Origin of the sequence: Streptococcus sp. 45 (assembly GCF_900108865.1) — a bacterium.
GTDB lineage: Bacteria > Bacillota > Bacilli > Lactobacillales > Streptococcaceae > Streptococcus > Streptococcus ruminicola.
The window spans coordinates 171,674-194,594 of the sequence record NZ_FNXZ01000003.1; the positions used below are offsets into that span (position 1 = coordinate 171,674).

The 22,921-nt window shown below is 39.1% G+C and carries 22 protein-coding genes; 20 read left to right on the forward strand and 2 right to left on the reverse strand.

Features of this window, described 5'->3' with window-relative positions:
• The first annotated feature begins 41 nt into the window (after positions 1 to 41).
• The 20 genes from BMX18_RS06765 (at position 42) to BMX18_RS06855 (ending at position 17,236) form a co-directional block, all read left to right on the forward strand.
• Entirely contained in the window at positions 42 to 515 is a 474-nt protein-coding gene (locus tag BMX18_RS06765; RefSeq protein ID WP_093815735.1) for an isochorismatase family protein, read from the forward strand.
• Complete coding sequence (gene radA / locus BMX18_RS06770) at positions 508 to 1,869, forward strand: DNA repair protein RadA (protein WP_074560973.1); 1,362 nt, start codon at positions 508 to 510, stop codon at positions 1,867 to 1,869. The genes BMX18_RS06765 and radA overlap by 8 nt, the downstream gene beginning before the upstream one ends.
• Before the next feature lie 114 nt (positions 1,870 to 1,983).
• On the forward strand, positions 1,984 to 2,481 hold the full coding sequence (locus BMX18_RS06775; protein ID WP_074564548.1) for a beta-class carbonic anhydrase: 498 nt from the start codon (positions 1,984 to 1,986) through the stop codon (positions 2,479 to 2,481).
• A gap of 27 nt (positions 2,482 to 2,508) precedes the next feature.
• Positions 2,509 to 3,435, forward strand: a complete 927-nt coding sequence (locus tag BMX18_RS06780) for an aldo/keto reductase (RefSeq protein WP_074869457.1) — start codon at positions 2,509 to 2,511, stop codon at positions 3,433 to 3,435.
• A gap of 38 nt (positions 3,436 to 3,473) precedes the next feature.
• A complete protein-coding gene (locus BMX18_RS06785) occupies positions 3,474 to 3,971 on the forward strand; it encodes an LURP-one-related/scramblase family protein (protein WP_074869454.1) in 498 nt (165 codons plus the stop codon).
• A 122-nt stretch (positions 3,972 to 4,093) separates the two neighbouring features.
• Complete coding sequence (gene gltX / locus BMX18_RS06790) at positions 4,094 to 5,551, forward strand: glutamate--tRNA ligase (RefSeq protein WP_074626856.1); 1,458 nt, start codon at positions 4,094 to 4,096, stop codon at positions 5,549 to 5,551.
• 254 nt (positions 5,552 to 5,805) lie between these two features.
• A complete protein-coding gene (locus BMX18_RS06795) occupies positions 5,806 to 6,972 on the forward strand; it encodes a CynX/NimT family MFS transporter (RefSeq protein WP_074564540.1) in 1,167 nt (388 codons plus the stop codon).
• Between the two features lie 217 nt (positions 6,973 to 7,189).
• The gene (locus BMX18_RS06800) at positions 7,190 to 8,380 is read left to right on the forward strand and encodes an argininosuccinate synthase (RefSeq protein WP_074560967.1); all 1,191 of its coding nucleotides are present in this window, start codon (positions 7,190 to 7,192) and stop codon (positions 8,378 to 8,380) included.
• A gap of 349 nt (positions 8,381 to 8,729) precedes the next feature.
• On the forward strand, positions 8,730 to 10,124 hold the full coding sequence (gene argH, locus BMX18_RS06805) for an argininosuccinate lyase (protein ID WP_093815737.1): 1,395 nt from the start codon (positions 8,730 to 8,732) through the stop codon (positions 10,122 to 10,124).
• A gap of 140 nt (positions 10,125 to 10,264) precedes the next feature.
• Entirely contained in the window at positions 10,265 to 10,624 is a 360-nt protein-coding gene (rnpA, locus tag BMX18_RS06810; RefSeq protein ID WP_006531772.1) for a ribonuclease P protein component, read from the forward strand.
• Positions 10,608 to 11,423: a YidC/Oxa1 family membrane protein insertase gene (locus BMX18_RS06815; protein ID WP_039696185.1), complete on the forward strand. Its 816-nt coding sequence runs from the start codon at positions 10,608 to 10,610 to the stop codon at positions 11,421 to 11,423. Before rnpA ends, BMX18_RS06815 begins: the two co-directional genes overlap by 17 nt.
• A 12-nt stretch (positions 11,424 to 11,435) precedes the next feature.
• Positions 11,436 to 12,443, forward strand: coding sequence for an RNA-binding cell elongation regulator Jag/EloR (jag, locus tag BMX18_RS06820; protein WP_093815739.1), 1,008 nt, complete (start codon positions 11,436 to 11,438; stop codon positions 12,441 to 12,443).
• Between the two features lie 120 nt (positions 12,444 to 12,563).
• Positions 12,564 to 13,415, forward strand: a complete 852-nt coding sequence (locus BMX18_RS06825; RefSeq protein ID WP_074560964.1) for an ABC transporter ATP-binding protein — start codon at positions 12,564 to 12,566, stop codon at positions 13,413 to 13,415.
• Entirely contained in the window at positions 13,416 to 14,255 is an 840-nt protein-coding gene (locus BMX18_RS06830; protein WP_093815741.1) for an ABC transporter permease, read from the forward strand.
• A gap of 13 nt (positions 14,256 to 14,268) precedes the next feature.
• Complete coding sequence (locus BMX18_RS06835; RefSeq protein ID WP_074603006.1) at positions 14,269 to 14,724, forward strand: LytTR family DNA-binding domain-containing protein; 456 nt, start codon at positions 14,269 to 14,271, stop codon at positions 14,722 to 14,724.
• Positions 14,725 to 14,734: 10 nt separating this feature from the next.
• Complete coding sequence (locus BMX18_RS06840; protein ID WP_093815743.1) at positions 14,735 to 15,136, forward strand: DUF3021 domain-containing protein; 402 nt, start codon at positions 14,735 to 14,737, stop codon at positions 15,134 to 15,136.
• A 191-nt stretch (positions 15,137 to 15,327) separates the two neighbouring features.
• Entirely contained in the window at positions 15,328 to 15,462 is a 135-nt protein-coding gene (gene rpmH, locus BMX18_RS06845; protein WP_002885866.1) for a 50S ribosomal protein L34, read from the forward strand.
• Positions 15,463 to 15,592: 130 nt separating this feature from the next.
• Positions 15,593 to 15,802: a CsbD family protein gene (locus tag BMX18_RS06850; RefSeq protein WP_074482394.1), complete on the forward strand. Its 210-nt coding sequence runs from the start codon at positions 15,593 to 15,595 to the stop codon at positions 15,800 to 15,802.
• Between the two features lie 148 nt (positions 15,803 to 15,950).
• Entirely contained in the window at positions 15,951 to 16,124 is a 174-nt protein-coding gene (locus BMX18_RS09370; protein WP_015695712.1) for a hypothetical protein, read from the forward strand.
• A 392-nt stretch (positions 16,125 to 16,516) separates the two neighbouring features.
• Entirely contained in the window at positions 16,517 to 17,236 is a 720-nt protein-coding gene (locus BMX18_RS06855) for a beta-glucanase (RefSeq protein WP_093815745.1), read from the forward strand.
• Positions 17,237 to 17,615: 379 nt separating this feature from the next.
• On the opposite strand, the gene BMX18_RS06860 is transcribed toward BMX18_RS06855, so the two are convergent.
• Both BMX18_RS06860 and BMX18_RS06865 read right to left on the reverse strand, forming a co-directional pair.
• On the reverse strand, positions 17,616 to 20,027 hold the full coding sequence (locus BMX18_RS06860) for a glycoside hydrolase family 94 protein (RefSeq protein WP_093815747.1): 2,412 nt from the start codon (positions 20,025 to 20,027) through the stop codon (positions 17,616 to 17,618).
• A 20-nt stretch (positions 20,028 to 20,047) separates the two neighbouring features.
• Positions 20,048 to 22,747 carry a GH36-type glycosyl hydrolase domain-containing protein gene (locus BMX18_RS06865; protein ID WP_093815749.1) on the reverse strand — a complete coding sequence of 900 codons (2,700 nt, stop codon included), beginning with the start codon at positions 22,745 to 22,747 and terminating at the stop codon, positions 20,048 to 20,050.
• Positions 22,748 to 22,921: the final 174 nt, after the last annotated feature.

A 22,921-nucleotide genomic window follows, 5' to 3' on the forward strand; every position in this document is an offset into this window, starting at 1 on the left:
TAAAAATATAAAGGAGGTAATGAGCTATCGCTAAGAAAAAAATGGCAGATTATTTGTTGGTCATTGATATGCAGTTAGATTATATTACTGATGGTGAACCGTATAATGGGCGAAATTTGGTCCAAACCGTTAACCAAAAGATAGCTAGTTATCCGAAAAAACAAGTCATTTATGTGATTAATCGTTTTTGGTGGGAGCTTGGCAAAAAGCCAAAAGTATTTGCTGATGGCTTGTCTATCGTTTCTAACAAAATTTTTGAGAAACGCCGAGCATCTTGTTTTTCCAATCAACAGTTGAGAAGCTTTTTAGAAAATAATGAAGCGAATTGTTTAGAAATTATTGGTGTTGATGGTAATGCTTGTGTTAATAAATCTGTTCTTGAAGCGCTAAACTACGGTTATCAGGTTAGTGTTGATCTTTTGTGCTTAGGAGTATCTAATCGAAAGAAATTTCAAAAAACATTGAAAAACTGGAGAAGGCACAGAGTATTGGTGAGGGGTGAAAATTATCGCTAAGAAGAAAACAACGTTTATTTGTCAGGAGTGTGGCTATCATTCTCCTAAGTATTTAGGGCGTTGCCCAAACTGTTCATCATGGACATCATTTGTCGAAGAAGTTGAGGTGCAAGAGGTTAAAAATGCGCGTGTCAGCTTGACAGGTGAAAAGAGCAAACCAACTAAGTTAAAAGATGTGAGCTCGATTAACTACTCACGCACGAAGACAGACATGGATGAATTTAACCGTGTGCTTGGTGGCGGTGTGGTGCCAGGCAGTTTGGTGCTTATTGGTGGTGACCCAGGTATCGGAAAATCAACCTTACTTTTGCAGGTATCAATTCAGCTTGCTGACAAAGGAACGGTTCTTTACGTTTCTGGGGAAGAATCAGCTGAGCAGATTAAACTACGTAGTGAAAGACTTGGCGATATTGACAATGAATTTTACCTTTATGCTGAGACAAATATGCAAGCTATCCGTGCGCAGATTGAGCAAATTCAGCCTGATTTCTTAATTATTGACTCTATTCAAACCATTATGAGTCCTGATATTTCAGGGGTTCAAGGATCAGTATCACAAGTGCGTGAAGTGACGGCAGAGCTCATGCAGTTGGCTAAGACTAATAACATCGCAACCTTTATCGTTGGTCACGTGACTAAGGAAGGACAACTTGCTGGTCCACGTATGCTTGAGCATATGGTGGATACGGTGCTTTATTTTGAGGGTGAACGCCATCATACTTTCCGTATCTTGCGTGCCGTGAAAAATCGTTTTGGTTCGACCAATGAAATTGGCATTTTTGAAATGCAATCTGGTGGGCTGGTTGAAGTGCTTAATCCGAGCCAAGTTTTCTTGGAAGAACGCTTGGATGGAGCGACTGGTTCAGCTATCGTGGTAACCATGGAAGGTAGTCGCCCTATTTTGGCGGAGGTTCAAGCTTTGGTGACACCGACTGTTTTTGGAAATGCCAAACGCACAACGACTGGGCTTGATTTCAATCGTGTTAGTCTGATTATGGCGGTGCTTGAAAAACGTTGTGGACTTTTATTGCAAAATCAAGATGCTTATCTCAAATCTGCTGGTGGTGTCAAACTTGATGAGCCAGCGATTGACTTGGCAGTAGCGGTAGCGATTGCGTCAAGCTATAAAGAAAAGCCAACCAATCCCCAAGAAGCTTTCATCGGTGAAATTGGTTTGACGGGCGAGATTCGTCGTGTCACTCGTATTGAACAACGTATCAATGAAGCGGCAAAACTTGGCTTTACCAAAGTTTACGCGCCGAAGAATTCTTTGGCTGGCATTGACATTCCAGAAACGATTGAAGTGGTTGGGGTAACAACTGTCGGTGAAGTTCTTAAGAAAGTATTTAAATAGATTCAGAGGAGAATACTCCTCTGTTTTTTTGTGCTAAGTCTTTTTAAGCGACAATCCATCCTAAAAGTGATAAGATGATAAAAACGCTCTCATGGCTATATTAGGAGGACTTTTATGTCTTATTTTGAAAAATTTTTAAAAACCAATCAGGCATATGCTGACTTGCATGGTACGGCGCATTTGCCACAAAAACCTAAGACACATGTTGCGATTGTGACTTGTATGGATTCACGTCTGCATGTGGCGCATGCGCTTGGTTTGGCACTTGGGGATGCCCATATTTTGCGGAACGCAGGTGGGCGCGTGACAGATGATACCATTCGTTCGTTGGTGATTTCTGAGCAGCAATTAGGGACACGCGAAATTGTTGTTTTGCACCATACGGATTGTGGGATGCAAGGTCTTAGTAATGATGCTTTTGCAGAGCAGTTGGCGCGTGATTTAGGTGTGTCAGTTCATGGAAAAGATTTTCTGCCATTTTCTGATGTTGAAGAAAGTGTCCGTGAGGATGTTAGAAAGCTGCGCGAGTCGCCGTTGATTCCTGATGATATCGTCATTTCAGGAGCTGTTTATGATGTTGATACAGGCCGCATCAGTGAAGTAACACTCTAGGTGTTTGATTTTGAAAAAGGAGAAAAAATGAGATATATCAAATTTGGCGAGCGCCAAAAAGAAGTTTCAGAAGTTGTTTTGGGATTAATGCGCATTTCAGAAATGACGGTTGATCAAGTTGAAGAGTTGATTGAGTCTGCTCTGGCGGTTGGAATTAATGCCTTTGATATTGCTGATTGTTATGGTCATGGAAAATGTGAACAGATCTTAGGAGAGGTGTTGAAACGTCGTCCTGACTTGCGTGAGAAGATGTGGATTCAATCAAAATGTGGTATCCGCATGGAAGAATTTACTTATTTTGATTTTTCAAAAGAGCATATTTTAGAGGCTGTGGATGGCATTTTAGAGCGTCTTAATGTTGATTACATTGATTCTTTGTTACTTCATCGTCCAGATGCGCTTATGGAGCCTGCAGAAATTGCGGAAGCTTTTGATTTGTTGAAGGCACAGGGAAAAGTTATCGATTTTGGTGTCTCAAATCAAAATCCGATGATGATGGCATTGATTCAAAAAGATGTTAACCAACCTTTGGTGGCTAATCAATTGCAACTGAGTGCAGCCTTTACTCCTAGTTTTGACGCTGGTTTTCATGTCAATATGAAACAAGAGGCTGGGATTGTCCGCGATAGCAGTATTTTTGAATATTGTCGCTTGCATGATGTGGTGATTCAAGCTTGGTCAGTACTTCAGTTTGATTATTTTGGCGGTGTTTTCTTGGGTTCTGAGAAATACCCTGAGTTAAATCACGTTTTAAACCGTTTGGCTGAAAAATATCATGTCAGCCCGTCAGCGGTTGCTATTGCTTGGGTCTTGCGATATCCAGCAAAAATGCAAGCTGTGATTGGAACAACCAAAAAAGCTCGTGTTGCTGAAGCAGCTAAGGCGGCAGAAATCCAGTTAACGCGAAAAGAATGGTATGAAATCTACTTGGCTGCGGGCAATGATTTGCCATAAAAATGCTTTTAGTGTTTTGAGTAAATTGGGAGAAGTTTATGCGAAAATTTGAAATCAGCCAAAAATTCTGGTCGCTAGCTGGCAAGTTTGATATCTTTGATGAGGATGGTCGTTTGGCTTATCAGGTTCAAGGTTCTTTTCTGAAACTATTTAAGGAATTTACTATTTTTGATGGACAAGGAAAGACTGTCAGTCATATTAAGCAGCAGTTTAGTTTTCCTTTCCAGAAATTTATGGTGACTTTTGCGGATGGTAAGGAAATCACGATTCAAAAACGTTTTTCACTGTTGAAAGCTAAGTATGATATTTCTGATTTTGGTTTAGAAGTAGCTGGGGATATTTGGAATATGACATTTAGCCTTCTTAACCAAGGACGTGAGGTGGCTAAGATTCATCAAGAATGGTTTAAATTTCCTTCAACTTATCGAGTGGAAATTGCTGATGATTCTTTGTCTGACCTTGTCATTTCTTTGGTTATTGCCATTGATTATGTCAAAGAAAAAGAGTCAAGTGCAGCTAGTTCAGCATCAAGTTAAAGTTCGATTGTTCTAAATCTTGGATATAGGAAGGAATTCAGCTGATTTCAGCTGAATTTTTTGTTCCAAGACTCAAGATTGTGCTATAATAGAAGCGATTGAAATTTTAACAGGAGACGAAAATGCCTAAGAAAATTCGCGTGCGTTATGCACCAAGTCCAACAGGACTTTTACACATCGGAAATGCGCGTACAGCGCTCTTTAATTATCTTTACGCTCGTCACCACGGTGGTGATTTTGTAATCCGTATCGAAGATACTGACCGTAAACGTCATGTCGAAGACGGTGAACGTTCACAATTGGAAAACCTTAAATGGTTGGGAATGGATTGGGACGAAAGCCCACAAACTCATGAAAAATATCGCCAATCAGAACGTTTGGACATCTACCAAAAATACATCGACCAATTGTTGGCTGAAGGTAAAGCTTACAAATCATACGTTACTGAAGAAGAATTAGCTGCAGAACGTGAACGCCAAGAAGCTGCTGGTGAAACTCCTCGTTACATCAACGAATTCCTTGGTATGTCTGAAGAAGAAAAAGCAGCATACATCGCAGAACGTGAAGCAAAAGGAATCATCCCTACAGTTCGTTTGGCTGTTAACGAATCAGGTATCTACAAATGGCATGATATCGTTAAAGGCGACATCGAATTTGAAGGTGGAAACGTCGGTGGTGACTGGGTTATCCAGAAAAAAGATGGTTACCCAACATACAACTTTGCCGTTGTTATTGATGACCACTTGATGGAAATCTCTCACGTTATCCGTGGAGATGACCACATCGCAAACACACCAAAACAATTGATGGTTTACGAAGCACTTGGTTGGGAAGCACCAGAATTCGGTCACATGACATTGATTATCAACTCTGAAACTGGTAAAAAATTGTCAAAACGTGACACAAACACTCTTCAATTCATCGAAGACTACCGTAAAAAAGGTTACATGCCAGAAGCAGTCTTTAACTTCATCGCTCTTCTTGGTTGGAACCCAGGTGGTGAAGATGAAATCTTCTCACGTGAAGAATTGATCAAACTCTTTGATGAACACCGTTTGAGCAAATCTCCAGCTGCCTTTGACCAAAAGAAAATGGACTGGATGAGCAACGAATACATCAAGAATGCAGATTTCGATACTGTCTTTGCAATGGCTAAACCATTCTTGGAAGAAGCTGGTCGTTTGACTGACAAAGCTGAAAAATTGGTTGAACTTTACAAACCACAAATGAAATCTGTTGATGAAATCCTTCCATTGACTGACTTGTTCTTTGAAGATTTCCCAGAATTGACAGATGCTGAAAAAGAATTCATGGCTGGTGAAACAGTTCCAACAGTTCTTGAAGCCTTCAAAGCTAAACTTGAAGCAATGAGTGACGAAGATTTCAAATCAGAAAACATCTTCCCACAAATCAAAGCTGTTCAAAAAGAAACTGGTATCAAAGGTAAAAACCTCTTCATGCCAATTCGTATCGCCGTTTCAGGTGAAATGCACGGTCCAGAACTTCCAGATACTATCTACCTTCTTGGTCGTGAAAAATCAATTGAACACATTGAAAACATGCTTAAAAACTTGAAATAATAGCTAAAAAAGTCTGAGGTATTCTCAGGCTTTTTATATTTTCCTTTAGATGGTATGTCAGAAAAAGACGCTGTTATTTTAGAGTAAATCAAGCAAATGTATTAAGTTGTATTTTTATCTAAAATTATGAATTTTTAGAAAGATTTTAATTGCTTGTGAAAAACGTTTTCTTTGCAGTTACCTATTCTAAAGTCATTTACTTCTTGTTATAATAGGCTTTAAAATTTTGTTATTTATAAGTAAAGAGGAGTTACATGAAAAAAGACTATTCTATCTTTTTCGTCCCAGGAATTATTCTCGTGGGCGCTGTTATGCGTATCCCATTTACGACAATTCCGACTGTCCTTAGCTATGTTGCGGATGGTTTAGGAGTTTCAGTCAATTCTTTGGGTGTTTTGACAAGTATTCCGTTGATTATGTTTGCCTTTTGTTCATCTTTGGCACCACGTTTAGCGGATAAATTTGGACTTGAAAAATTATTCACCATGGTTCTGATTGCCATGTTTATCGGTTCAAGCATGCGCGTGCTTAACCTTCCAAGTCTTTACATCGGTACAATGATTATCGGAATCAGCATTGCCATGATGAACGTTTTGTTCCCAAGTATCATTTTGGCAAACCAACCATTCCGTATCGGATTGTTGACAACGATTTATACAACAGCTATGGGGCTTTCTTCATCAGTTGCCGCTTCAGTTGCTGTTCCGATTGTTAAAGCAACATCTTGGAAAGGTCTGATTCTGATTCTGAGTTTCTTGATTTTGGTAGCTTTGGCAGTTTGGTTCCCAAATACTTTCCACAATCACATGACAGAGCAAGATGAAGAAAAACGTTCATCATCACTTTGGAAAAATAAAGCCGCTATCGCGCTTCTTGTCTTTGGTGGTTTGCAATCTCTTCTTTTCTACACAGGAATGACATGGTTGCCAACAATGGCTAGCCAAGCTGGTCTTTCAAGCGAAGCAGCAGGTATCTTAGCTTCAATTTATTCATTGATTAGCTTGCCATTTTCATTGACAATCCCTACTTTGACAACAAATCTATCAAGTAAAAACCGTAAAATTATGCTTGCGATTGTGTCAGCTTGTGCCATTGTAGGTACAGGAATGCTTCTCTTCCAAACAAGCAGCTTTGCTTATTGGTTGACAGTTAATATTTTAATCGGTATTGCTGTTAGTGCTTTGTTCCCATACTTGCTTGTGACATTCTCAATGAAATCTCACACACCAAGCCAAACAGCACAATTGTCTGGTATGGTGCAATCAGGTGGTTACTTCCTAGCAGCCTTTGGACCAACTCTTTTTGGATTTAGTTTTAACCTCTTTGGTTCATGGACAGTAGCAGCGCTTTGCTTGTTCATCTGTACAATTGTGATGACAGCAGCGTTGTTCTACACAGAACGCTTTGAAAAAATTCAATAATTAAGCTAATATATTCTCCCTAGCTTTGGCTGGGGAGTTTTTTTGTATAAAAAGGTGTGGATTTTTGTATATATGCAGTATATTTGTTATAAAATCATAAAAAAGTAAGTTTTTTTGAAAAAATATTCAAAAAATTCTTGACAGGGGTGGAAGAGGTGTGTATAATTATACACATAAAGTTGATAAAAACACAAAAATAAGAAAAGAGAGTAGTCCTATGTCAAAAGAAAAAGTTATCCTTGCGTACTCTGGTGGTCTTGATACTTCAGTTGCTATTACTTGGCTTATGAAAGATTATGACGTCGTTGCTGTTTGTATGGACGTCGGCGAAGGTAAAGATCTTGATTTTATTCATGATAAAGCTCTTAAAGTTGGTGCAGTTGAATCTTACGTTCTTGACGTTAAAGATGAATTCGCTGAAGAATATGTGCTTCCAGCACTTCAAGCTCACGCTTACTACGAACAAAAATACCCATTGGTATCAGCACTTAGCCGTCCAGTGATTTCTAAAAAATTAGTTGAAATTGCTCATAAAACAGGTGCGACAACAATCGCTCACGGTTGTACTGGTAAAGGGAATGACCAAGTTCGTTTTGAAGTGGCAATCGCTGCGCTTGACCCAGAATTGAAAGTCATCGCGCCAGTTCGTGAATGGAAATGGTCTCGTGAAGAAGAAATCGAATACGCTAAAGCAAATGGTGTACCAGTTCCAGCTGACCTAGACAACCCATATTCAGTCGACCAAAACCTTTGGGGTCGTGCAAATGAATGTGGTGTTCTTGAAAATCCATGGAACCAAGCTCCAGAAGATGCTTTTGGTATCACAAATTCTCCAGAAGAAGCTCCTGATACACCAGAATTCATCGACATCGAATTCAAGGAAGGTAAACCAGTTGCTCTTAACGGCAAAGAAATGAAATTGGCTGACCTTATCCAAGAAGTGAATGCTATCGCAGGTAAACATGGTGTCGGACGTATTGACCACGTTGAAAACCGTTTGGTGGGTATCAAATCACGTGAAATTTACGAATGCCCAGGTGCTATCACACTTTTGACAGCTCACAAAGAAATCGAAGACATTACATTGGTACGTGAAGTATCTCACTTCAAACCAATTCTTGAAAATGAATTGTCAAACCTTATCTACAACGCTTTGTGGTTCAGCCCAGCAACAAAAGCAATTATTGCTTACATTAAAGAAACACAAAAAGTGGTTAATGGTACTGCAAAAGTTAAATTGTACAAAGGTTCAGCAAAAGTTGTTGCTCGTAAATCACCAAATTCACTTTATGATGAAAACTTGGCAACATACACATCAGCTGATAGCTTCGACCAAGATGCAGCTGTAGGCTTCATCAAACTTTGGGGACTACCAACTCAAGTTAACTCACAAGTTAACAACAAATAAATCATCTGCTTAAGCAGTCGATTATGAAAAAGAAAAGAAAAACATGGGCGTGAATAAGTCACAGCCAAATAAACAATAAAAGTATAAAAAGAAAAGAAAATTTCAGATAAAAGGGGACAGGGAGCCCCATCTGAGACTCTTTTCTTATAACTTACCAAACACTCGTTAATGTCAACAGAGAGTGGCATCGAGCTTAAATAATGATATCCTGTGAGAATCATTTAAGACATTCGCCCCGTGAGGCATCACATCATAAGTCCTTGGTAGCTCCTAGGACTTATTTGTTAATTGAAATAAGAAAAGAGAAAGGCTTTGAACGCCAGCTTTGGTGGTTCATTGTATCAGTGTTATGACAACAGAAAATCATAAATTATGGGGCGGGCGTTTTGAAGCTGGTCTTGAAAAATGGGTTGAAGAATTTGGTGCATCCATTTCTTTTGACCAAAAAATGGCAGAATTTGACTTGAAAGGTTCAATTGCACACGTGACTATGCTTGGTGAAACAGGCATTATCACCAAAGATGAAGCCAATCAAATCAAAGCTGGTCTTGAAGAATTACTTGCTGAGTACAAGGCTGGAAAAATCGAATTTGATGTGTCAAACGAAGACATTCATATGAATATGGAAAGTCTTTTGATCGCTAAAATCGGTCCAGTTGCTGGGAAATTGCACACAGCGCGTTCACGTAATGACCAAGTGGCAACAGATATGCACTTGTATTTGAAAGCGAAGCTTGACGAAGTTATCGCTAAACTTGCGAACTTGCGTAAAACTTTAGTTGATTTGGCTGATGAGCATGTTTATACCATCATGCCAGGTTATACGCATTTACAACATGCTCAACCTATTTCATTTGGACATCATTTGATGGCATACTATAACATGTTTACGCGTGATAGTGAACGTTTTGAATTTAACATCAAGCATGCGGATATGTCACCGCTTGGTGCGGCTGCTCTTGCTGGGACAACCTTCCCGATTGACCGTGAAATGACAGCACAGCTCATGGGCTTTGCTAAACCATACAGCAACTCTCTTGATGCTGTGTCTGACCGTGATTTTATCTTGGAATTTTTGGCAAATAGTTCGATTTTGATGATGCACATGAGCCGTATCTGTGAAGAAATCATCAGCTGGTGCTCAAATGAGTTTAAGTTTGTGACACTTTCTGATACGTTCTCAACAGGGTCATCTATCATGCCACAAAAGAAAAATCCTGATATGGCGGAATTGATTCGTGGAAAATCAGGTCGTGTTTATGGCAATCTCTTTGGTCTTTTGACAGTCATGAAATCTTTACCACTTGCCTACAACAAAGATTTACAAGAAGATAAAGAAGGAATGTTTGACACTGTTGAAACCATCACGGTAGCTATCGATATTTTAGCTGGTATGCTCAAAACAATGACTGTTAATAAAGCACACATGGCTGAATCAACTGAAAAAGACTTTTCAAATGCGACTGAATTGGCTGACTATCTTGCTAGCAAGGGGCTTCCTTTCCGTCAAGCTCACGAAATTGTAGGTAAATTAGTCCTCGAATGCACGAAAGCTGGTTATTATTTGCAAGATGTGCCATTTGAACGTTACCAAGAAATTTCTGATTTGATTGAGGAAGATATCTATGAAACTCTCAAATCTCATACGGCGGTTGAACGTCGTCACTCTCTTGGTGGAACAGGATTTGACCAAGTGAAATGGCAAATTAAATTAGCCAATGAAGACTTGCAAAATCTAGATTAATAGACATTTAGGCTTTCCAAGATTTTTAAGCGTATTTTCCAATAAAAATATTTTAAAGATAATAAGCCCAAACTTCTTAGAGGTTAGGGCTTTTTTGAATTTTATGGTATAATAAAAATAATTTAGAATGGAGTCGTACGTTGAAGAAAACCTATCGTGTCAAAAGTGACAAAGATTTTCAGGCGATTTTTAGCAAAGGTACAAGTGTTGCTAACCGAAAATTTGTCCTTTATCATTTAGAAAAAAATCAGAGCCACTATCGAGTAGGGCTTTCTGTGAGCAAAAAACTTGGTAACGCGGTCACTCGCAATAGCATTAAGCGAAAAATTCGTCACGTTATCATGGAATTATCACCAAATTTGCTTAATCAGGACTTTGTCATCATTGCGCGTAAAGGTGTCGAGGAACTTGATTACCATGAAGTGAAGAAAAATTTATTGCATGTGTTAAAACTTGCTAATTTATATCAGGAAGGTCTCAATAGTGAAAAGAAAGATTAAATTATTAGGATTAAGTAGTCTTACTTTAATGCTTTTGGCAGCTTGTGGGCGCAGCGAAGTAACCGCTTCATCAACTAACGGTTGGGAACAAATTGTTTACTTCTTTGCCAAAGCTATTCAATGGCTTTCAATTAATGGTCGTATTGGTGTGGGGATTGTTCTCTTTACTATCATCATTCGTGCCATTATGATGCCACTTTACAACATGCAAATCAAATCAGGTCAAAAGATGCAAGATTTGCAGCCAGAGCTTAAAAAATTACAAGAAAAATATCCTGGCCGTGATACAGACAGCCGCATGAAATTGACTGAAGAAAGCCAAGCACTTTATAAAGAATATGGTGTTAACCCATATGCAACAATGCTTCCATTGGTTGTGCAATTGCCAATTTTGATGGCTTTGTACCAAGCATTGACTCGTGTTGCTTTCTTGAAAACAGGTACTTTCTTGTGGATTGAATTGTCACAACCAGATCCATATTATATCTTGCCTGTTTTAGCAGCTCTATTTACATTCCTTTCAACTTGGTTGACTAATAAAGCTGCGCGTGAGAAAAACTTCGCGATGACGCTTATGACTTACGTGATGCCAATCATTATCTTCTTCTTTGGTTTCCGTTTGGCGTCAGGGGTTGTGCTTTACTGGACAGTATCAAATGCCTTCCAAGTGTTCCAAATCCTTTTGTTAAATAATCCATTTAAGATTATTGCAGAACGTGAAGCTAAGGAACGTGCTGAAAAAGAACATGCGGCTAAGATTCGTCGTGCTAAAAAGAAAGCGCAAAAGAGAAGAAAGTAAGAGGATAAAGCTATGGTAATATTCACAGGTCGAACTGTTGAAGATGCTATTGAAAAGGGCTTGAAAGAGTTAAATCTTTCACGTCTTAAAGCCCACATTAAAGTTGTTTCTCGTGAGAAAAAAGGTTTCTTTGGTTTTGGTAAGAAACCAGCTCAAGTAGATATTGAAGGGATTAACGAAGTAACTGCTCACCGTGCTAACCAAAAAGCAGTTAAAGGTGTACCAGAAGAAGTTAATCAAAAAAATGAGCCCGTATCATCAAAATTTGAAGATACTATGGAGCTTCGTAAAGTAGCCAGCATCATTAAAAAAATGGAAGAACGTGGCGAAGTCATCGATGATTCTGTCAAAGAAGATATCGTCATGCACAAGAAAAAAACACAAACCATTCTTGAAGAAGCTGGACATACAGAAGTTTTAGAAGCACTTGGAAAAACAGACGATGCTAACGAAGTAGTTGCAGAGTCAAAAGAAGTTTCAGACACACCAAAACCTGTTAACACAGGCCAAAGTTTTGAAGAATTTGTGGCCAGCGAATTTCCAGCTCAACGTGAATTGAGTAAAGATATCGAAAAAGCGACAGAAGAAGTAGCTGATTATGTTAAAAAAATCATCTACGAAATGGATATTGAGGCAACTGTGGAAACAAGCCACAATCGCCGTCAAATCAATTTGCAAATTGAAACACCAGAAGCTGGTCGTGTGATTGGCTATCACGGAAAAGTGTTGAAATCACTTCAACTACTTTCACAAAATTTCCTACATGACCGTTATTCAAAGAATTTCTCTGTGATTTTGAATGTTCATGATTACGTGGAACACCGTACAGAGACATTGATTGAATTTACCCGCAAAGCCGCAAGCCGTGTGCTTGAAACTGGTAAAGATTATGTCATGGACCCAATGAGTAATAGTGAACGAAAAATTGTTCATAAAACTATCACAAGCATTGAAGGTGTTGATAGTTATTCTGAAGGGAACGATCCAAATCGTTACGTGGTCGTAACGCCTGTTCAATAAGACTTAAAAGCCCGTTAGGGCTTTTTTGTACCGCTTAGCAATTATTTTTAACCGCTTACCGAAAAAGGCTTTATTTCAAGCCTTTTTTTGATAAAATAATGTCAAAAGGGAGGGTTAATTATGCTAATTAGAACAAAAGATTTAATCAAAACCTTCGGAGATAAAACGGTGATTGACCACTTGAATTTGGAAGTGGAAGAAGGGAAATTGCTAGCTTATATTGGGACAAATGGTGCTGGGAAATCAACAACTATGAAGATGTTAACGGGGCTCTTAAAACCAACGTCAGGTGAGATTGAATTGGCAGCAGATTTGAAGATTGGAATGGTTTTTCAAGAGAGTGTTCTTGATGAGGAATTGACGGTTCTAGATAATCTGAAAAGTCGCCAAGCACTTTACCGTAAACAGGATAAAGCTTGGCTAGAAAAACTTATTCAGCTGACAGGTTTGGATGCTTTTTTGAACCAAACGTATGGCACGTTATCAGGTGGTCAACGTCGTCGTGTTGATATCGTTCGTGCCCTTTTGAATAAGCCTAACTTACTTTTCTTAGATGAGCCAACGACAGGACTTGATATCCAGACACGTCGTGCTATTTGGGAGATTTTACGCCGTTTACAGCGTGAAGAAAACTTGACTATCTTTTTGACCACTCATTACCTTGAAGAGGCTGAGAATGCTGATATGGCCTATATTATTGACCACGGGAAGGTTTTAGCTAAAGGCTCTGCTAAGGAACTGAAAGAAAGGTATTCAAAACCATATCTATTGCTTGAAACCGATAATCTTGCTGCTTTTTCGGATATTGATTACAAGCTTTTAGAGAATGGCCAGATAAAAATTTTTGTGGATGATTCAGCGAAAGCTTTAGCTATTTTGGCTGATAAGCGTGATAAGATTTGCGATTTTGAGTATGTAAAAGCAAATATTAATGATGTCTTTTTGAGCATTACGGGAAGGGAGATGGCTTAAATGTGGGCGATGACCAAACGCAATTTAAAACTCTATTTTTCAAATAAAGCGAGCGTCTTTTTCTCATTACTTGGAGCCTTGATTGCATTTATTCTTTATGTTGTTTTCTTACAAAAGAACATGCAAGATTCCTTTACTGGCACACCAAATCTTGAAGAATTGCTCGATAATTGGGTACTTGGTGGCACACTAGCAGTAACGAGTATTACAACAACGTGGACAGGTATTTCTCACTTGGTTCAAGATAAGGTCAGTCATAAGTTGGAAGATTTTTTACTGACTGATATTTCGCGACTAAAACTTTATCTTGGTTATCTCATTTCATCTAGTGTGATTGGCTTTATCATGCAGCTGGTTATGTTAGTTACTATGAAGCTTTATTTCTACTGGCAAGATGGCATTGATTTTGGTTTTACTCATTTGCCTCAGCTGCTTTTAATCATGCTTTTAAGTTCAATCATGGGAGCTGGTTTTGCCCTTCTTGTCTTGCAATTTGTCAAAACACTAACAACAAATGAAGCTTTATCAACTATTGTCGGAACAGTTTCAGGTTTTCTTGTGGGAGTTTACATGCCAATTGGGGCATTGCCTGATTTTGCACAAAAAGTGGTCAAATTAACGCCAGCGGCCTATGTATCAGCAGCTTATCGTCAGCTTTTGATTGCAAAAGATGCTGTTAACACAGATGCAAAAGAAATTTTAGGTATTGGGTTGAAATTAAAAAAATTAACAACCTTGAATCAAGAAATGCTTTTAGTGAGTCTTGTCATCTGTGGCATCATCGTTCTTTTGGCACTTAGTTTGTACCTTGAGCGATTTTCATTGACTAAGAATAAATAAGAGGAGTTGAAGGGTGCATTACCAGTTTGAAGAGGATAGCAGTTTACCAAAAGAGGCTATTGAAGTTTTGGTACGAAGTGGAAAATACGACCAAGCTGTCCAAGATGTTTTAGATTATTTAGCGAAATTTGAGCAGGGCAGGGTGGAGATTTTGCCAGTAAAAACGGCTGTTCGTACAGAGTTATTACGCGTGTCAGATTTGATTCTTGTGGATGTTGATGGGACTTCTTTGATTTTGGAGACGACCAATGGAAGACTTATCACTACGGATCGCTTGTACAAGTTTCGTGAGCGTCTAGCTAATCCAGACTTTGTACAGATCTCAAAGCATGCTCTGATTAATATTAATCATTTAAAATCCTTAGAGAATAGCTTCTCAGGAAATATGTTGGCCATGCTTACAAATGACGTGACGACAAATGTTAGCAGACGTTATTTGTCAGCTTTGGAAAAAGCTTTGGGATTGTGAGGTGTGATTGATGACTTATTTGAAACGAGGAATTGTCTATTTTCTAGTTGGTGTTGGCTTTGGAGGCCTTCTTTACCTGTTCTTTTTATGGCAAAATAATGTAGCTACTCAGACGACTCAGCAGATTACTAGCGTTGTTTTGGTGAGTGGTTTGATAGGAATTGTCAGTATGATTTTTGAGGTGGATGCTATTCCAATTACTTGGGAAATTCTGATTCACTTTTGTTTAGTTTATGGTTTGAACAGCTGGTTAAATATGTTAATTGGTACCACAACATCCTTTATCTGGTCACTACCATTTTTAGGTGAGTTTATTCTAACTTATTTGATTATTTGGCTCGTGATTTATATTAGCTTTAATAATCGCGTCAAAAATATTAACCAGAAACTACAAGAAAAAACTAAAAAATAAATTTTAACTTATTATTGCCAGGATTCAGGACTTTTTCTTCTATCAGACGCTCAAAAGAAAGTCTTTGAAATTAAACAAAAAGTAGAGCTTGACAGTTAGACGGACTTATTATAAAATAGTATGGTATGTTTAGTAACTGATCAAATATAGCCGGCTAAACGAATACGAAAATCTATTAGGAGGTATTCATCGTGAAACGTACTTATCAACCAAGTAAAATCCGTCGTCAACGTAAACACGGATTCCGTCACCGTATGTCAACTAAAAACGGACGTCGCGTGCTTGCTGCTCGTCGTCGTAAAGGACGTAAAGTTTTATCTGCTTAATGATAGACTATCCGCCAGTGCTCGAGTCTGGCGGTCTTTTTTTATTTATCAGAAAATGAAAGCGAATTCTTTTACTTATCTAACTGAAAATGATAGACTTTAGGTAATTTAAAGATAGGAGGACACTAATATGTCTGACGAAAAATACAAAGCTAAACTGGACCAAGTTAAGGGAAGTCTTAAGGAAGGGCTAGGTAAGGTAACTGGTGATAAAAAGGTAGAAATTGAAGGCTTGGTTGATAAAACACTGGCTAAAGGTAGGGAAATTGTTGATGATATCAAAGAAGGCTCTGAGGGGGCTGTTGATAGCATCAAGAAAGCATTAGATAAGAAAAAATAGTAATTAAACCACAGTTTCACGTTGAAATTGTGGTTTTTTATAAAATTTTTTTAAGATTTTATGAAAAAACGGCAAAAAATGTAGTATAATATATATGAAAGCGGTTTTATAAAAATACATGGGATAAAATAAAGGGAGGTTTTTGTCGATGAAGGAAATTAGCATTTATGTCAGAATTATTGATTTGATTTTGCTGGTTCTAGCATTTTTAGATAGTGGTGTGAAAAGTGTCTTGATTTTAGCTGCAGTTATTTTCTTTCTATCAGCATTAATGCAAGTCATTATGTCTTATAAACGAGTGAAATTGAGTCACCACGTTTAAATGATGAGTTGTCTTTCTTTATTTTTAGGAAGTCTTCTTAGAGCTATTTTTTAGCAAAATGGTTCTGAGAAGACTTTTTTAATTTTCTGCCTTCAGGTCATAAATTTGATATTTTTTGTGAGAATATAATATATTATCTAAAATGAAAGCGCTATACTTATGACATAACGGTGTAAGGAGGGTTTTAAAGAGAAACATTTATCGTGTGACTAGCATTCTTTTCGGAATTATGAAAAAGAAAAAATTGCCCCATTTTTGAAGTAACAGTTACTGAAAAGAAAAAGTGAATTTAGCTACGATTGATTAGGCGTTTTCAATCTGTAGTAGAGGAGATTAGTTCTCTTTTTCTGACAGAACTCCTTTTTAAAAATGATTAAAATTGAGGTATTATTATGTGGAAAAAAGTTAGTTGTTTAATTGTTCTCTTATTGGCTTTCTTTGGTTTTCAACAAGGTGTTGATGCGCAAAGCAAATACCACTATAGTCAAGAACTAAATTACTATAATGGTAACACCATGGAACTTCGTAATGGTTCTAATGGAAGTATGTTTAATTGCAATTTTGTCCCTGGAAATGTCGGCTTTAATAACGGCTTGATGAGTCTTAAAATTGACAGTGATGGTCGTGGTGGCTACACTGGGGGCGAATGGCGTAGTAAAGATCGCTTCGGCTATGGTCTTTATCAAGTGAACATGAAACCTATTAAAAATCCAGGTGTCGTTTCTTCATTCTTCACTTATACTGGTCCGAGTGAAGGCAAACCTTGGGATGAAATTGACATTGAATTTTTAGGGAAAGATACAACAAAAGTTCAATTCAACTACTTTACTAACGGTAGAGGTCAAAAAGATGAACACGTGCATCTTCACAATTTAGGATTTGATGCCTCTCAAGGCTTCCATACTTATGGTTTTGATTGGCAAGCTGATCACATTACTTGGTATGTTGATGGAAGAGCTGTTTATACTGCTTACAATGATATTCCTAGCACACCTGGTAAGATTATGATGAATGCTTGGCCAGGAAAAGGCGTAGATGCATGGTTGGCTCCATACAATGGTCGAACTCCTTTGTATGCATACTATGACTGGATTAGCTACGACCAATTTTAATAAAGCTAGACAGTAACCAAATAACAATTTGTTTTTACTTAACTGATTATAACTACACTCCCCAAATAAATCGGTTAAAATCTCTCTCAACAAAATAACTCTTTAAAATTCTTTCTTTTTAAACGTTAACGATAAAAGGAGCTGAGCTTGTCTCAGTTCCTTTTTTGTGATGAGTGAAATCAATTGATTGGTGTCTTGATAAGTTTGATAAGCTTGTGTATAACAGCTATAAAAGGCGATTTGAAGCAGTAATTGCCTTGGCTGAATAAAATAATGCAATCATTCTTAACAGCTCTTATAGAAACTGATTTTGTCTTAGAAAAGGGACGTTTTTTTAAAATGAAGCCATAAAAAAACTGGGAGCAAGTCCCAGCTTTCTTTATAGAGTAAGAGTGATTTGGTTAGTGTCTTGTAAGAGGTCTTCAGGAAGATAGGCTTGGTCAAGCTCTTGTCCGTTTAGGACAAGTTTTGTAAAGCCTGTTTCCTTGTGGTTTGGATTTTCCACAGTGATGTGAAGTTCTTTGCCACGAAAAATCTTAGTCATGCTGAAGTTATCCCATTCTTTTGGAATGGCTGGTGAGAGTTTTAATCCGCCTAAGTCAGGTCGAAGTCCCAAGATACCTTCCACACAACCAACCATGACAGTTGATGCTGTACCAGTGAGCCAGTGAACGTGTGAACGTCCGAAGTGTGGACTAGCAGGACCTTCTGTGAATTGACCATAGCAGTAAGGTTCTAGTTGGCGAATTTCTGCACGGTCATTTTGACCAGCTGGGGCATTTTCCATAAAGTAAGTAAAAGCACGTTGCCCTTGTCCGCGTAGGGCTTCAGCTAGGATTAACCAACCTTGTGATTGTGAGAAGATACCTGCATTTTCTTTTGTCCCTTGGTTGTAGATAACGGCAAGGGCTCCATCGAATGCATGAGCGTGATATGGTGGGTTCATGAGGATGGCACCATAATCAGTGTTAAGTTGCTCGTAGACATTGTTCATGGCAAGTTCAGCTTGTTCTTTATCAGCAAATCCACTGATAACAGCCCAACTTTGAGGGTTTAGCCACATGTTAGCTTCTGGGTCATCAGCTGCACCGATACGTTCGCCAGCTTCGGTAAAGCCGCGAATGAAGCGGTCATCGTCCCAGCAGAGGTCTTGAATTTTTTGTCCCATTTTCTCTTGTTCAGAGTCAAGAAAAGTAAGGTAGTCAGTATCTTCTTTGGCTTTGGCAAATTCGCGCAAGACGCTTAGGGCATAGTAGAATTGCAAAGCAACGAATGATGATTCACCATTGGCACCGAGACGAAGGCAGTCATTCCAGTCGGCATAAAGTCCAGCAGGCATGCCGTGTGGTCCGAGGTGGTCAAGTGAGAATTGCACAGCACCTTTTAAGTGTTCGTAAACACTAGCCTCACCTTTATTGGCAAATGGAATCACTTCATCAAGGAAAGCAAGGTTTCCTGTTTCAGAGATGTATTTGTAAACTGTTGGGAAGAGCCAGAGAACATCGTCAGCACGGTAAGCTGGGTGTCCAGTTTCTTGAACGTAAGAAGCGTCATCAGGTGTGTCTTCATGTCCTGGGTTATGAGTGAATTTTACAAGTGGAAGTCCGCCACCATTGTCAACTTGGGCTGACAACATGAAACGAATTTTTTCGGCAGCCATTTCAGGTTTCAAGTGAATGATACCTTGAATATCTTGAACGGTGTCACGGTAACCATAACCGTTACGAAGACCACAGTAAACAAATGATGCTGCGCGTGACCAGATAAAGGTCATGTAACAGTTATAAGCATTCCAAGTGTTAAGCATAGTGTTGAATTCTGGGCTAGGTGTGTTGACTTGTAGGTTAGTCAAGCGGTCTTCCCATTCTTTGCGAAGTTCTTGGATTTCTTCTTCGACTGTTTCTGCAGGGTGGTCGTAATGAGCTAGGATTTCTGCAGCTTCTTGTGATGATTTTTCACCAAGGAGAAAGACAAGGGTTTTGCTTTCTTGAGGTTCAAGAGTGACTTTACTTGAAAGGGCACCACAAGCATTTTCGTTGTAGCTTGTTTGATTGCCGAGGTCTCCTGATGTGACACCAGCAGGTTTGTCGTAGCCGTTGTAGCCACCTAAGAAACCTTTTTTATCTCCACAATATGAGCTGACGCTAGCACCGCCAAGACCGAAGAAACGTTCGGTAACGTTCTTTTCGTCAACTTGTTCGCTGTCATCAAGGGTATCAAGATTGCCGTGGATTTGTTGGATGATGCGGTTATCTTGGAAAAGTGTGCGTGTGATGAAAAGTGAATATTGTAGGTTAACTTGGTCTTGTTCGTAGTTGCTGTGGTTGGTAAATTCAGCGTAACCTGTTAGTGTTAAATGACGAGTTTGTTCAGAGCGGTTAGTAACGGTAATTGCCCAAACTTCATAGCTTTTATCTTTTGGCACATAGTAGCTGGCTTTTGAATGAATGCCAGAGTAATCAGCAATCATTTTAGTGTAGCCCATGCCGTGGTGGCATTCGCTGTGGTAGTCTTTTAGGTCTTTACCAACAGGTTGCCATGAGGCAGACCAGAAGTCTTTGGTATCATCGTCTCGGAGGTAGATGTAGCGACCTGGTTGGTCAAAGTTATTGAAGACGTAGCGTAAAATGCGTCCATTGGCTCCTGATTTAGCAAAGCTGTAACCGCCAGCGTTATTTGAGATAATAGCACCATATTCTGGTGACCCAAGGTAGTTAACCCAAGGTTTGGGTGTGTTTGGGTGGTCGATGACATATTCGCGATTAGCGTCATCAAAATAACCGTATTTCATGAGAAAATCCTTTCTTTTTCTTAATCTAGTGTAATGACAATTTCATGAACTTCGTCGTTTAGGTTAGCAAGGTCAGCTTTTGTGATAAAGGCAAAAGCATCATCAGTGATATCGATTTCTTGGTTATCACAAGTGGCTTTTTTGATAATGTATTTTCCGAAATCTTTTTGATTTGGATTATCGTAGTGAATTTGGAAAGTCTTATCAGCAAATTGAGTTGTAATGCTTGCACGTCCATTTTCGTCAAATTGTTCTGCAAGAAGTTTTGGATAAAGGACAAGGTCGCCAGCTTTACCGTGAACACCAAAGGCTTCAGTAACCATTGTTAACATGTACCAGCTTGCTGCACCAGTTAGGTAGTGATAAACTCCTCGGCCATCTGCACGGAAGTATTCAGGAATTCCTGGATAGATGCGACTAGTTTCAAAGTTTAGAGCTGTGTCAGACAGTGTCTTAAGAGCTTTCCAACCTTCTTTGGCAAAGCCACGACGGTAAAGTGCATTAGCATACATAACAGTCATGTGAGAGAAGACGGCACCGTTTTCTTTTTCACCGTAAGCAAAACCAAACATACGTCCAAGGTCTGTTTTGATTTCTTTGAAATCTGTATTGAGGCGGTAGCCACCGATTTCTGGGCGGTAGAGGTAGTGGTCAGCGCTGGCAGTGATTTTACGGATTTGTTCATCTGTAGCGACATAGTTCATGATAGGGAAGACTTGTCCAGTCAACATCATGTGCATACGGTCATTGTAGAAGCCGTCCGTTGGTTTGCTGCTGTTGTCGTAGTAGCTATTGTAGCAACCTTCTTGATCGTTGAAGTCAAGCCATTCTTGTTGTTGAAGGTGTTGACGCAACCAAGCTGCTTTTTGAATGAGGTTAAGAGCAAGTTCAGAAAGGGAAATTCTGATTTTACGTCCTTTCACGTTGTGAAGGCATTGGTTAGTGTAAGCATCAAGAATTTGGTGCTTGCGTTCGATATTATCGTAGATATCAGAATCCTTTTTAAGCAAGAGTCCGATTTCTTCAAGAATTTCGACAGATTCTGTATTTGTTTCGCTTTCTAGGAGGCGAACAAGGCTTGCTAGTTCCATCAAGTTACCAGAGTAAGCAGCGGTAAAGGCAACACTTTCACCATTTTCATCCGCCATATCAAGGGCATCATTCCAGTCAGCTCCGCGGAGACGGTAGATATTGTGTTCACCAACTTCATAGAATCCTGTCAAATGTTGGATTAACAAGTGTTCTAGGATGCTACCTGTGTAGACAGCGTCGTCAGCAGTACGTTGTTCATTGCCGTAGGCATCGTTCCAGTCTTGGTCGATTTCAGTACCACGTTTGACGTGTGGGTCTTTAAAGTAAGAAACTTCTTTAGTTAAGATATCGATATCGCCAGTTTGGTCGATATAAAGTTTTGTTGTCATTAAAGGCCAAAGCGCGTGGTCCATCCAAACACGAGTGATACCGTTACGGTCAGCAAGGAAGTTACCGTCACCTTCACCAATGATTGTGGCGTTGGTACCATCAAGACGAACCCCTTTGTAGTTGTTGACAATCATATCACCAACTGTTTTTGGTTCCATTAAAAGTAGTGACAAGCAGTCTTGCCAAAGATCACGCCAACCGCGTCCGCCACGTCCATAGTCATGGTGTGGAAGGAATGAACAACCAAAGAGACGACGTAGGAATGGTTGGAAGCATACCCATTTCATATAACCATCGAAGTCGCTGTCGCCAGTTTTGAAATCAACCCCAACTTTTTCTTGCCAGTAATCTTTTGTTTCTTGCAATGTTTTTTCGACAGTTACAAGATTTTTATATTTTTGAGCGACTGCTTGGATGTGTTCTTGATTTTCGTTGATTCCCATTAATAGGATGAAAGTTTTGCCTTGACCAGCAGCTAAGGTGAATGGTTTAAATTTGAAGGCACCCATGGCTTCGCGCCCATCGATACGGCTGTCGCTTGCTACGCCACTTGTTTCTTTATAAACGGCAGCTGGATGAGTAAATGTTCCTCCTTCACCGATAAACATTTCTACGGTTGGATAGAATGTTTCAGGTGTTTTTTCCTTGTCATCAAAGCCAAGCACGTAATAAATTTGGTGGTTGAGTTGGTGACCACGTTCATCAAATGACATGGTTGGACAAACTAAGACGCCTTCATCGGTAGTTTTGATACGGTGAAGCATAGACGTTACATTTCGGTGGTCACGGATATTATCAGCGCTACGCCCGAAAATCGGAACGGCGCCGTATGCTGTTAAAGTTTGGTCAGCATCAGATAAATTTTCAAGTGTTACGAGCATGACTTCAACATTTTCATCTCGTGGAACAAATGACGTAATTGTAGATTTTAAAGGTAGGTCAGCTGATTGACGTTTAATGGTATGCCACATAAAACCAGCTTCTACAGTATTTTCTTCTTCTTGATCTGAGAAACGTAGCGCTTCTTGACTAGCAGAAGCACCTGTTGCAGAATAAACATTTCCTTTGTCGTCGCGAACCCAGAAATTTCGAGTTGAACGATTGTTGTGGAGGTTATCCACACTGACAGGTTCTAATAGGAAAGTTTCTTGATTGATTTTTGAATCGCCACCCAAGTTAGGAGTGACTGCACTTTTTAGTCCAACTTCTGATGCAAGTGGAAAGTACAAAGAACTGATATTTTCTGCTTGGGAAAGTTTGAAATCCCCCTTGTTATTAGTAAAAGTTAATGGCTTCATAGTTATCTCCTTTATCTTCTGCCCCATATTTTAGTCGAAATTAGCCTTAGAGAAAATAAAAAAGAAGAGAAAAATATCATAATTATGATATTAACTCAAGAAGTGTCAAATTTTTTACATATAGCACTTTATTAGGAAACTATGGTGTATAAAGTTAGAAAACTGGCTATAAAG